12 protein-coding genes are annotated in these 12740 nt (G+C 41.6%); all 12 read right to left on the bottom strand.

The window, feature by feature from the left end; translation table 11 throughout:
- Positions 1–169: 169 nt before the first annotated feature.
- Positions 170–1867 (bottom strand): carbamoyltransferase family protein, encoded by a 1698-nt coding sequence (locus C6H66_RS03605; protein WP_046396608.1) that lies wholly within the window; start codon positions 1865–1867, stop codon positions 170–172.
- A 23-nt stretch (positions 1868–1890) separates the two neighbouring features.
- Positions 1891–2694, bottom strand: a complete 804-nt coding sequence (locus C6H66_RS03600; RefSeq protein ID WP_046396609.1) for a dimethylarginine dimethylaminohydrolase family protein — start codon at positions 2692–2694, stop codon at positions 1891–1893.
- Complete coding sequence (gene argG / locus C6H66_RS03595) at positions 2691–3881, bottom strand: argininosuccinate synthase (RefSeq protein WP_046396610.1); 1191 nt, start codon at positions 3879–3881, stop codon at positions 2691–2693. The genes C6H66_RS03600 and argG overlap by 4 nt, the downstream gene beginning before the upstream one ends.
- Complete coding sequence (locus C6H66_RS03590; RefSeq protein WP_248000599.1) at positions 3871–5070, bottom strand: PLP-dependent cysteine synthase family protein; 1200 nt, start codon at positions 5068–5070, stop codon at positions 3871–3873. Before C6H66_RS03590 ends, argG begins: the two co-directional genes overlap by 11 nt.
- Positions 5071–5736: 666 nt before the next feature.
- Positions 5737–6189 carry a 50S ribosomal protein L9 gene (gene rplI / locus C6H66_RS03585; protein ID WP_105394827.1) on the bottom strand — a complete coding sequence of 151 codons (453 nt, stop codon included), beginning with the start codon at positions 6187–6189 and terminating at the stop codon, positions 5737–5739.
- Positions 6190–6227: 38 nt separating this feature from the next.
- Positions 6228–6455: a 30S ribosomal protein S18 gene (gene rpsR / locus C6H66_RS03580; protein WP_000135199.1), complete on the bottom strand. Its 228-nt coding sequence runs from the start codon at positions 6453–6455 to the stop codon at positions 6228–6230.
- Positions 6456–6459: 4 nt separating this feature from the next.
- Positions 6460–6777 carry a primosomal replication protein N gene (gene priB, locus C6H66_RS03575; protein ID WP_011148645.1) on the bottom strand — a complete coding sequence of 106 codons (318 nt, stop codon included), beginning with the start codon at positions 6775–6777 and terminating at the stop codon, positions 6460–6462.
- Positions 6778–6782: 5 nt separating this feature from the next.
- On the bottom strand, positions 6783–7178 hold the full coding sequence (rpsF, locus tag C6H66_RS03570; protein ID WP_036776597.1) for a 30S ribosomal protein S6: 396 nt from the start codon (positions 7176–7178) through the stop codon (positions 6783–6785).
- Positions 7179–7356: 178 nt separating this feature from the next.
- Positions 7357–8085: a 23S rRNA (guanosine(2251)-2'-O)-methyltransferase RlmB gene (gene rlmB, locus C6H66_RS03565; protein WP_181150143.1), complete on the bottom strand. Its 729-nt coding sequence runs from the start codon at positions 8083–8085 to the stop codon at positions 7357–7359.
- Positions 8086–8215: 130 nt separating this feature from the next.
- On the bottom strand, positions 8216–10660 hold the full coding sequence (rnr, locus tag C6H66_RS03560; RefSeq protein ID WP_105394888.1) for a ribonuclease R: 2445 nt from the start codon (positions 10658–10660) through the stop codon (positions 8216–8218).
- Between the two features lie 44 nt (positions 10661–10704).
- Positions 10705–11130, bottom strand: a complete 426-nt coding sequence (nsrR, locus tag C6H66_RS03555) for a nitric oxide-sensing transcriptional repressor NsrR (RefSeq protein ID WP_046396614.1) — start codon at positions 11128–11130, stop codon at positions 10705–10707.
- Between the two features lie 190 nt (positions 11131–11320).
- Entirely contained in the window at positions 11321–12619 is a 1299-nt protein-coding gene (locus tag C6H66_RS03550; protein ID WP_046396615.1) for an adenylosuccinate synthase, read from the bottom strand.
- Positions 12620–12740: the final 121 nt, after the last annotated feature.

The raw sequence follows: 12740 nt of genomic DNA, 5'->3' as shown, positions 1-12740 counted from the left end.
TGAAAAAACAGAAAAAAAAGCGAGCCAGTATGATCCTATGTATCATTAATATTACCTCAACCTTATTATCTATCCCAATAGGCCATTTTATTTATCAATTTGGCTCTGAGCAAGACTTAAACTGATTCCATCAATTATGCCTACTGGGATAGATTTTTACTTGCAATAATTAATGAACAGATTTAATCAAATAATTCCCCAGAACTAAATAATCAATATTTGTTTTCATGAAAGTTTTAATGGCATCATCAGGAGAACAAACGATCGGCTCGCTATCGTTATAAGAGGTGTTCAGCAGCAAAGGCACACCAGTTTTCAGATAAAATGCCTCAATCAACTGGGCATAATCTGGATTTGATGCACTATCTACCACCTGCACTCTGGCAGTGCCATCTACGTGAACCACAGCCGGAATTTCCGATGCTTTATCCACTTTAGCATCCATCGCTAACAACATATATTTTGCAGCTTCCGGTAATTCTTTTCGAACATGGAACCAGTCAGCAACATGTTGACGCAATACGCTAGGCGCAAATGGTCTAAACATTTCACGATGTTTAACTTTACGATTCATTAAATCCCGAATGTCTTCATTTCTCGGATCGGCCAACAGACTACGATTACCTAATGCCCTCGGCCCAAATTCCATCCTCCCCTGGAACCAACCAACGACATTATTTTCAGCTAATAAGTCTGCAACGACTTCATGAATATTCTCTTCATACGTCCAGTCCAAACCATGAGCCTTCAAACTACGTTGGTAATCATCTTCACTATATTCCAGACCCCAATAGGTATGAGTCAGAGGATAGCGTTGATTATTCCCAAGAATCTGATGCCAAATAAATAGTGCGGCACCGGTAGCCGTCCCGCCGTCATGTGCGGCAGGCTGAACAAAGATATCTTCGATATCCAACTCTTCATATAGTCGCTTATTCGTGATGCAGTTTAATGCCACACCACCCGCAAGACAGAGCTTATTCGTTGCTGTTTCCTGCAAATAATGACGAGCCATATTTAACACGATTTCATCAGTTATTTGCTGGAGAGAAGCAGCGATATCATAATATTCCTGCGCAACTTCACCGCCAGGCACTCTCTTCGCAATACCAAACAGAGATTCTAATTGAGCAAAATCTTGGCTGCGGAAATTGAGAATGGAATTATCAATGGTAAACTCACCTTTCTCATAAATTTTGACGAATTGTTGGAACGCCGACATAAAACCCTCAGGCTTACCATAAGCAGACATTCCCATTACCTTGCAGGCATCGTATACAGAGAAACCTAGGAATTCTGCTAATTTCTCCCACATAAAACCAATTGAATGAGGGTATTCAATAGTTTTAATTTTTTCCAGACTATTACCATTGCCCAGATATACCCCTGCGGTATTATCCTCTCCAACACCATCAAGCGATAAGGTTAACGCTTTATCAAATGGCGAAACAAAATAAGCAGATGCCGCATGTGCTGTGTGATGCGGAACCCAATGAAATTGACCACGGAATCCCATTGATTGTAAAATTTCTGGTACTGAAGTAGTTTTACGATAGAAAATAGATTCACCCGAGACACTTCCCCAACTTCCTTCATGGGTGGCTTCATCAATAAAGATTGATTTTCTTCGTTCTATCGGATCGATAGAAAACCCAATATGACTCACATCTTCCAAACTAATACCCGCAAAGTCTAATGCAACTTCAATAGAAGCCAATGGCAATTCATCGGGATTATCAATATTTGCTGGTTTTCCGTGTTTTCTTCTATTTAAACGCTCTTCTTCAATGGCAAAAATAGTTTCTCCATCTTTTAATAAGCAAACTGCTGACTCATGATAAACTGAATTTATACCTAAAATATACATGGCTAATTATCCTCCCATTATAATTATTTAATTTTTAATACTAAGCAGCGCAGACTACCACCACTCTTTAAGAATTCACTCATATCACATTTAACCACATTGTAACCATAATTATCTAATTGACGCTCAACCTCTATAGAACAATCATGCATGAAAATATCTTTACCTATTGGAATATTATTACAAGCAAATAATTTCTTAGCATCATGTTCTGATATTGAGATCCGGCGCTCAAATGTTTCAATAATATAATTTTGGCTCTCTTTAGTAAATGCTTCTGGATAGTAAACAACCGTATCTTTGTCAATAAATGAGAATGCCAGAGCTACATGAAAGAAAGTTTTATCCTGAATGTGCAACTCACCTTTAACTTTAAGTTCTGGATAGACTTTCTGAATCTTATTTATTGCTTCTTTATCTGAGCGAGGACCATAACCAAATATGATATCATTTTCCCAATAGATAACATCTCCAAGCCCTTCAAAATAGATACCCTCATCAACACGATGTATCTCATAACCTAAATTTTCCAGGTAATCAATATAATATTGGCTTTCCCCTTGGCGTTCAGCGTGCCGGAAATTACTAGCAAGGAATTTATTATTATGCACCATACCGCAATCACCTGAGAAAGTCATATCAGGCAAACCCTTAACAGGATCAATAGTGCGAATAGTGATGCCACGTTCAGTCAACCGTTCATAAAGAAAATCCCATTGCTTCTGTGCCAATTTTTTATTGACTCTATTATTAGGATCCATCCAATCATTAATGACGTATTCAATATCGTAAAAGTCAGGTTTACACATTAATAATTCTTTAATCATGATATTTGCCTCATCTTAGATTTAGCACTTTGCTTAGTATGGATATTAAATATTTTTGCAAATCCCTCCGCATCGTTTTGGCTATACAAATGACCACAGTTATATATCGCTAAACTATCATCATAGATAGTATTCTTGGAAGTACGGGAACAAACGTTGGCATATTTATAGCCTAACTCAAGCTTAATCTCACCATTGACATGTTGATTCATACTATCAATAAAATGGTTTAAATGAGTTAATAAAGGATCATACCAAAGCCCAGAATAAACTAATTCAACCCATTTTTTATCGATTATCTCTTTAAACCAATTCTCGTTACGATTACTACAGTAACATTCCAAATCACGATGAGCGGTAATTAAGATATGTGCGGCAGGTGATTGATAAATTGCGCGTGTTTTCAAACCGACAATGCCATCTTCAACAATATCAAAAATGCCAATTGACTGTTTTTTACCAATTTTATTTAATATTTCAATAATTTCATATAATGATTTTTTCTCGCCGTCGATCGATATCGGTATGCCATTCTCAAAACCTAATGACAAAAATATTGGCTCAGTGGCTGATAGTGCATCCTCAAATAATTTCCCTTTGACATCTTCAGGAATTAACATTTCTGGCTCTGCCAATGGTCCACATTCGACACTGAATCCCCATATATTTTCACTGGTAGAATAAGGGTTATTACAACCAAATTCTTGAGGAATACCATAATTCATAGCATAACTATTTACGACACTTTCGTCGTATTTAAAATCTCTCAACGAAGCAATAGGTATTTTATTCAGAATTTCTATATTCATATCCATTCTGACTTGATCATTACCTCTGAATTGATGAGCAATATAATCAATATTGAGCTCATTAGCTACTTCAACTGCCGCCTCCGCAATCGCAGGCCGGGAAAGTGCAGCACTGAGAAAATAACCATTTTGATAAATAGCATTCGCTTTTATCGCTTTTGTCAGGAAGTGTTCAGCATATTGCGCCCGATAATCTTTATAGATAAATTTATCAGCGCCCGCAACCATGCATTCCAGTTCAATATCTTCAATGTCTCTTACCTGTCCTTCATCAATATAAAGAGCAATCACCTCTTTATACTTAGATTTAAGACTTTTTATGATAAGAGGATTATAGAGGCGATTATAGTAAATCACCAAAACACGATCAGAACTCATTTAATACGCACCCCATGTTTGTAATAATTTCTTCTAGCTGAGGTTCTGTTTTACTTTCCTCAACTAATTCTGAGAAATTATTTTCAAATAACCAAGTATCATTATAAATTGTGTCGATATAACGTTCTCCACTATCAGGAATAATGACAACAATATTATCTCCAGGTTTAAAATCATCCAAGTGATTTAATGCTGCGCTTACCGCACAACCTCCCGTTCCACCAATTAAAATACCTTCATTTCTGGCTAATTTTCTTGCTATCCGAAATGCATCAATATCTGCAACCTTCAAGGTAATATCGATGTTGCTACGATCCAGAATAGAAGGTATAAACGTCAGTCCCGCGCCCTGTACTAGATATTTCCCTTGTTCACCACCGAAAATAACTGATCCAACCGGTTCAACACCATAAATTCGCACCTGTGGATTTTTCTCTTTCAAATAACGGGAAATCCCGGTAAGTGTTCCACAACTGCCTGCCGTCGCAAAACAAGCAGTCAAATTATTGCCAAAAGTTTCATACAACTCACGCCCCGTGGAATGATAATGCTCATCAGGATTAACCTGATTTTCAAATTGCATGGGGCTAAACGCATTCGGATAGGCTTTTATAATCTCTCTAGTTAAATCAATACGATATTTGACAGTATCCGTTCCCGCTTCAAATTCTGGCAGGAAAATGATTTCCGCACCAAATGCTTTTATTTTATCGCGCTTCGCTGCCGGTACCATACGGTCCAAGACAGCAATAAATCGATAACCTTTAACAGCACACGCCATTGCCAAACCAATTGCCGTATTGCCCGATGATGGTTCAATAACCACCATGCCTGGTCTTAATTCTCCCTGAGCCTCTGCCCTTTCCAGCATAGCAGCCGCAATGCGATCTTTAATACTCCCACTGGGGTTAACATTCTCCATTTTGAGAAAGACATTAATACCTTTAGTGTATCTACCATTCAACATAACTACTGGAGTATTACCTATAGTTTGTAATATGTTTTTACCAAGTTTCATACCCGCTTTATCCCTTATGTCTGGGTTAATATGAAGAACATGTAATGATGATAAGGTATTTTTATTAACAGATAAGTAAATCAATTCAATATCTAATGTATCTATTAATTTATTAATGAAACCATTCACTTTATAAATAAATATGGAGAATAACTTCATGCCTATTAACAACAAGCATATTCATTTGTGTTCTCACACAAGGGTTAATTAACAAAAATGATAATTATAAAATTACACTTAAAAGTCTACTGTCAACTCTGACAGTTATATCAATAAAACCCCATATAAATTTTTGATATTACCGTTCAATAATAAGGATATATATTATCATCATTAAATATTCTTATATAAACTCATATGAAATAAATTATTATAATGACAAATAACCGTGACTATATAAGAATATATTTCTAATTATTATGAAATAATCATGCATGTAATTAACCAGATTTATACGTATATATATAAATATTCAGTAAAATATTTCCACACCACAACAGAATTAACAATACCGATATTATCTGATAATAAGAAATACGAATTAGATTATTTATAGATAATAATCTGATAATGAACAATATTTTCAATATAAAAAATGCAAAATCAACAATGATAAAAACAGAAAAAAGACAATATTATAGAAGAATAAGCAGAGAAACTATGATTCTATAAACGACAAAATAAGGGAAATAAATGTAAAATAAATCAGATTAATACCCAATTACTGGGAATTATCGACAAAAATCTTATGGACTAGCGAGAGAATAGTCAGTCGAGGCAATAAAAAACGCCGGCATTGCCAGCGTTTTTTACTTGTTAGCATCAGTTAATCAGGGATTAAGCTTCAGCAACAATGTTAACGTTCAATTTAGCGAATACATCGCTGTGTACCTGGAAGTTAACTTCGTGTTCACCAGTAGTACGCAGAACGCCATTAGGCAGACGCACTTCGCTCTTAGAGACTTCAACGCCTGCGGCAGTAACTGCATCAGCGATATCACGAGTACCGACAGAACCAAACAGTTTACCTTCGTCACCAGCTTTAGAAGCGATAGTAACAGAACCCAGTGCATTGATTTTCTCAGCGCGAGCTTCTGCTGTTGCCAGAACGTCAGCCAGTTTAGCTTCCAGTTCAGCACGGCGAGCTTCGAAAAATTCGATGTTTTTCTTAGTTGCAGGAACAGCTTTGCCCTGTGGTACTAAGTAGTTACGGGCATAACCCGGTTTAACGTTAACTTGATCACCCAGGCTACCCAGGTTTGCTACTTTATCAAGCAGAATAATTTGCATTACCTTATCCTCTCAGAGTCGTTAATGGACTGTGCCGATTACTGATGACGATCAGTGTAAGGCAACAAAGACAGGTAGCGCGCGCGCTTGATAGCACGAGCGAGCTGACGCTGGTATTTTGCACGGGTGCCGGTGATACGGCTTGGTACAATTTTACCGCTCTCGGTGATGTAGTTTTTCAGCGTAGCGATGTCTTTATAATCAATCTCTTGAACGCCTTCCGCGGTGAAACGGCAGAACTTGCGACGACGGAAATAACGTGCCATTTGGCTAGTCTCCAGAATCTATCAATTCAATCTGCTCGGCATGAAGAACCAGTTTGTTAAGACCATTGCGACCTTGATGGCAACTAATGAATCCTGAAACGGTTAATCGACTGCCGACCGTTATACTGTGAGTTAAAACTTGTAACAATTGTCCGCTGGCAATAACTGGCATTCTGCACCATGCTTGCCTGCTCAGACCGGCTTCCTGTTGCTGTGAACGGTGCTCAAGCACAAACTGGCAATGAGGAATGCCGGCAGGACTGACTTTTCGAATGGGGACTTTGCACACTGTGCCAGAAAGCACCAAACGATTCGTTGTCACAGTTATTACTCTTCAGAATCCCCAGCTTCTTCAGCATCCATATTGGCGTCTTCCAGAGAGTAGTCACGGCTGCGACGTTCATCTTTGGCTTTAACCATTGGAGATGCTTCAGTTACCGCGTGCTTAACGCGCATAATCATGCTGCGGATAACGGCATCGTTGAAGCGGAAGTTAGTTTCCAGCTCATCAATCACTTCCTGCGGCGCTTCAACGTTCATCAGAACATAGTGAGCTTTGTGCAGTTTGTTGATTGGGTAAGCCAGTTGACGGCGGCCCCAGTCTTCCAGACGGTGAATCTGACCTTGCGCGTTAGCGATAGTCGCACTGTAACGCTCGATCATGCCCGGAACCTGTTCGCTTTGGTCAGGATGGACCATAAAAACGATTTCGTAATGACGCATTAGAATTGCTCCTTACGGATTATTCAGCCTCCTGTCAGGGTCAACCGCGGCCCGTGGAGGCAAGGAACTTGTTTAAGTGCGGCTGAAAAATTGACGCGTAACTATACCTACCCTACATCAAAAACTCAAGGAATGAACAATGCAAAAATACTTTTGTTTCAAATGTCAGATAGGTGAGTTACAACGAGCCGCGCTGACGCACAGCTTCAAACAGGCAAACTCCCGTGGCAACGGACACATTCAACGATGAGACAGAACCCACCATTGGGATGCTAATCAATTCATCACAGTGTTCGCGAGTCAGGCGACGCATACCTTCCCCCTCCGCCCCCATCACCAATGCCATAGGACCCGTTAGTTTGCTCTGATACAATGTATGATCAGCTTCTCCCGCTGTACCTACCACCCAAATATTGTTCTCCTGCAATAAACGCAAAGTACGGGCAAGGTTGGTGACACGAATAAGTGGTACGTTCTCCGCAGCACCACATGCCACTTTCTTTGCCGTGGCATTAAGCTGAGCGGAACGGTCACGAGGAACAATAACAGCATGTACACCTGTTGCATCAGCACTACGTAAACAAGCCCCCAGATTATGGGGATCTGTCACACCATCAAGCACCAACAAGAAAGGGGTTTCCACTTGTGCCAGTAAATCCGGCAGGTCGTTTTCTTGGTACTGACGCCCCGGCTTCACTTTAGCAATAATTCCCTGATGTACCGCACCTTCCGTTTGATTATCCAGCCACTGACGATTTGCCAGTTGGATAGTCATTCCGATGCTTTCCAGCGCATGAATCAATGGTGTCAGGCGGCGATCTTCTCGTCCTTTCAGGACATAAATTTCGATAAAACGCTGGGGATCACGCTCCAGTAAAGCTTTAACGGCATGAATGCCGTAGATAATTTCACTCATAATCTTCTTATTTTCACTGTCATACAGCACTGACGAATACTGTGAGCCTATGCGGTAAGCTCCATCTATTCAGTGGGAGATTAAAATATTTAGGCTATCCCGCAACAGGATAGCCCTTTGATTATTTATCTGCGCTTTTCTTAGCCCGTTTAGCTTTGAATTTAGCGGCAATTTTCTGAGTCTTGGCAGAAAGCGTCTTACCCTTTTTCTTTTCCCCTTTAGGCTTATCCGCCGATCGCTTTTTACGAACAGCGCTGCCATCAGGCTCAAAGTGGGTCTCTTTACGGTAACCACGCCCTTTTTTATTACTGCTTTCGCGACCAAGTTCTACTTTTTTCGCTTTATCGCGTGCTGTTTTGCCTACATTCCGGGCTTTTCTGGCGGTAGAAAGCAGCTTAAAGTCAATATTACGTTCATCCATATGAACCGCTTCCACACGAATTTCAACTTCATCCCCTAACCGGAAAGTTTTACCCGAGTATTCACCCACTAAACGCTGGCCAACATTATCGAAATGATAATAATCATTACTCAATGTGGAAACATGCACCAAGCCGTCAATAAACAGATCATTCAAGCGAACAAAGAAACCAAAACCTGTCACACTGGTGATAATCCCAGTAAAAATATTGCCCACCTGATCCTGCATAAAATCACACTTAAGCCAATCGGCAACGTCTCTCGTCGCTTCATCTGCGCGGCGCTCTGTCATAGAGCAGTGTTGACCCAGTTGCAGCATCTGTTCCACATCGCTGTGCCACCCCCCAGTCAGTGTTCCACCTTGCTCAACAATGCCTTGCTGTTTCGCCAGCAGATATTTAATCGCCCGATGCAATACCAGATCCGGGTAACGGCGGATAGGTGAAGTAAAATGCGCATAAGAATTTAATGACAGACCGAAGTGACCCCGGTTTTCCGGATCATAAATTGCCTGTTTCATTGAACGAAGTAATAAGGTTTGCAATAGCTCATGATCCGGGCGCTCAGCCACTTGATGCATCAGTTGCGCATAATCCTTTGGTGTTGGTTGCATGCCACCAGGCAGTGTCAATCCTAATTCGCCGAAAACCGAGCGCAGGTTAACAATGCTCTCTTCTTTTGGCCGATCATGAATACGGTAAAGCACCGGCTCGCCATTTTTTTCCACGAAACGCGCCGCAGCAATATTCGCCAGAATCATGCACTCTTCAATCAGCTTATGAGCATCATTGCGAACAATCGGTTCAATTCGCTCGATACGACGTTCAGCATTAAAGATAAATTTCGCCTCTTCTGACTCAAACGAGATTGCGCCACGTTGCTCTCGGGCATTTTCCAATGCCTGATACAACTCATGTAAATGCTCAATATGCTGAACCAGTGGCCTGTAGTGCTCACCCAGCTCTTCATCGCCCTGCAACATACGCCATACTTTGGTATATGTCAGACGGGCGTGAGAATTCATGACTGCTTCGTAAAATTTATAAGATGATAATCGCCCCTGCGCTGAAACCGTCATTTCACACACCATACAAAGGCGATCAACCTGCGGGTTCAGAGAACAGAGACCATTAGAAAGCACCTCCGGCAACATGGGGACAACCTGAGACGGGAAGTAAACCGAGTTACTCCGGTTACGTGCTTCGGTATCTAATGCGGTTTGTGGGCGAACATAATAACTGACATCAGCAATAGCAACCCATAAACGCCAACCACCACTTCGCTTCCTTTCACAATAAACGGCATCATCAAAATCACGGGCATCTTCACCATCGATTGTCACCAACGGCAGAGCACGCAGATCAACACGGCCTTTTTTCGCCGATTCTGGTACCTGCTCATCCAAAGAAGCAATCTGGTTTTCCACCTGTGGCGGCCAATTGTGGGGAATTTCATGAGTACGTAGGGCAATTTCTACTGCCATATTCGTTCCCATTTTTTCACCCAACACTTCAACTATTTTACCGACAGCTTTTGTGCGGCGCGCCGGGCGTGTAATCAACTCGACCACCACCACATTTCCCATGCGAGCACCACCGTTTTCATCCTTCGGGATCAGGATATCAAAGCTCAAACGACTATCATCCGGCACGACAAATCCCATACCAGAGTCAAGAAAATAGCGGCCGACAATCTGGCTGGTCTTAGGCTCCAATACACGAACGATACGCGCTTCATTACGCCCTTTGCGATTCTGAGGCAATGGTTGTGCCAATACAACATCACCATGAATAGCCATTTTTAACTGCTCAGCAGAGAGATAAAAATCATCTTTGTAGCCTTCTACTCGCAGAAAACCATAACCATCTCTATGCCCAATAACCGTACCTTTCAATAAATCCAATCTTTCCGGCAAGGCATAGCATTGGCGACGGGTGAAAACCAGTTGACCATCCCGTTCCATAGCTCGTAAACGACGACGTAACGCTTCAATATCTTCATCGTTAATCAGATTCAGTTCCTGCGCCAGTTCCTGGCGACTTACTGGTACAGTATGTTTAGCAATAATGTCTAAGATGTACTCGCGGCTTGGAATAGGTGATTCGTATTTTTCTGCTTCGCGTCCCAAAAAAGGATCTTGTGACATGGCTGTTCCTCCGTTGTCATCAGCAGGCTGTTTGCGCCATTTCTTCATTCGGTCAGAAGCAGCTTATAAAGGGGAATATTATCTTCAATCATATCAGCTAAAGTATGCTTATCCAGCTCTTCTAAAAACCTGTCTATTGCCTGATTTAAGACTACCTTCAGACGACACGCAGACGTGATATGGCAAGATTCCTGACTACAGTTAACCAATGATAATGGTTCGAGAGCGCGAACAACATCGCCAATTCTGATATCCTTCGCTGGCTTACCTAAACGGATACCGCCGTTTTTACCACGAACCGCCGCCACAAATCCTAAGTGGCTCAATTGGTTAATAATTTTTACCATGTGGTTACGAGAAACACCATAAATATCAGTGACTTCAGAAATACTGGTCATCCGGCTTTGCGGTAAAGAAGCCATATAAATTAGTGCGCGCAAGCCATAATCTGTAAAACTCGTTAACTGCACATCAACCTCTGGATAATAAGATATAAATTAATATATCCGAGAACAAACTGAAAAAATAAGCACTTGTTCAAGTTATATGCCATGAATCGGCCAAAATCATGTTGATCCCCTAATCATTAAGCAAAAAAGGCCACAATAAATAGCAAAAAACCGGGCTGAAAAGCCCGGCTTTACCTGATCATAGGTACTATCAGGCATCAAACGGATCACGCAGAATGATAGTTTCTGAACGATCTGGGCCCGTAGAAATAATATCAACCGGAACGCCGGTCAGCTCTTCTACACGTTTGATATAGTTCAATGCTGCCTGAGGCAATTTGCTATGCTCTTTCACGCCGAAAGTGCTTTCACTCCAGCCAGGCATGGTCTCATAAACAGGCTCAATACCTTCCCAGTCATCCGCAGCCATAGGTGTCGTTTCAATCACACTGCCATCAGGCATACGGTAACCAACACAGATTTTTACTTCTTTCAAACCATCCAGTACGTCCAATTTGGTCATACAGAAACCTGACAGTGAGTTGATCTGTACTGCACGACGGATGGCAATGATATCCAGCCAACCAGTACGGCGGCTACGCCCCGTAGTCGCACCAAACTCTTGGCCTTTTTCGCGCAAGTAACTACCAGTTTCATCAAATAGTTCAGTTGGGAATGGACCCGCGCCGACACGAGTAGAGTATGCTTTGATGATCCCCAAAACATAATCAACATAACATGGACCTAAACCAGAACCTGTTGCAACGCCACCCGCAGTCGTGTTGGAAGAGGTCACATATGGGTAGGTACCGTGGTCAATATCCAACAACGTGCCCTGTGCACCTTCGAACATAACCAATTCACCTTTCTGAGTTGCTTTATACAACAAATCAGAAACATCGACGACCATACCCGTCAAAATATCGGCAACCGCCATGATTTCATCCAGGGTTTTCTGGTAATCAACCGCCGGTTCTTTGTAGTAGTTAACCAGTTGGAAATTGTGATATTCGATAATTTCTTTCAGCTTAACTGCGAACGTTTCCTTATCAAATAAATCACCAACCCGCAGACCACGACGAGCAACTTTGTCTTCATACGCAGGACCAATACCACGACCAGTTGTACCAATTGCTTTTGCACCACGCGCTTTCTCGCGGGCATTATCCAATGCAACATGGTATGGCAGAATAAGTGGACAAGCTTCTGAAATGAGCAGACGCTCGCGAACAGGAATACCACGGGACTCTAACGCGTTCATCTCTTTCATCAGCGCATCAGGCGCTAATACGACGCCGTTTGCAATGATACTGATAACATTTTCACGCAAGATCCCTGATGGGATTAAGTGGAGAACGGTTTTTTCACCGTTGATAACCAGTGTATGACCAGCATTATGGCCCCCTTGATAACGAACAACATACTTAGCTCGTTCAGTCAGCAAGTCGACGATCTTGCCCTTGCCCTCGTCACCCCATTGGGTGCCCAATACGACAACGTTCTTACCCATTTCAAAATTCACTCGGTTGCTTAAAAATGGATTCTAACATCTCATCCCACACCTTTCAGTAATTTTTATCACATCCGTTATTTTTGTTAGACACCAGACATGATAAGGCCCGCCGGATGCG

The sequence above is a fragment of the Photorhabdus hindustanensis genome (assembly GCF_002968995.1).
Classification (GTDB): Bacteria; Pseudomonadota; Gammaproteobacteria; order Enterobacterales; family Enterobacteriaceae; genus Photorhabdus; species Photorhabdus akhurstii.
Note: the sequence above shows the minus strand (reverse complement) of the source record. Positions and strands in the feature narration are given on the sequence as shown.

Coding starts and splice junctions, on each gene's coding strand:
- C6H66_RS03605 (WP_046396608.1), bottom strand. CDS start 1,867: ATGTATATTTTAGGTATAAATTCAGTTTATCATGAGTCAGCAGTTTGC.
- C6H66_RS03600 (WP_046396609.1), bottom strand. CDS start 2,694: ATGATTAAAGAATTATTAATGTGTAAACCTGACTTTTACGATATTGAA.
- argG (WP_046396610.1), bottom strand. CDS start 3,881: ATGAGTTCTGATCGTGTTTTGGTGATTTACTATAATCGCCTCTATAAT.
- rplI (WP_105394827.1), bottom strand. CDS start 6,189: ATGCAAATTATTCTGCTTGATAAAGTAGCAAACCTGGGTAGCCTGGGT.
- rpsR (WP_000135199.1), bottom strand. CDS start 6,455: ATGGCACGTTATTTCCGTCGTCGCAAGTTCTGCCGTTTCACCGCGGAA.
- rpsF (WP_036776597.1), bottom strand. CDS start 7,178: ATGCGTCATTACGAAATCGTTTTTATGGTCCATCCTGACCAAAGCGAA.
- rnr (WP_105394888.1), bottom strand. CDS start 10,660: ATGTCACAAGATCCTTTTTTGGGACGCGAAGCAGAAAAATACGAATCA.
- C6H66_RS03550 (WP_046396615.1), bottom strand. CDS start 12,619: ATGGGTAAGAACGTTGTCGTATTGGGCACCCAATGGGGTGACGAGGGC.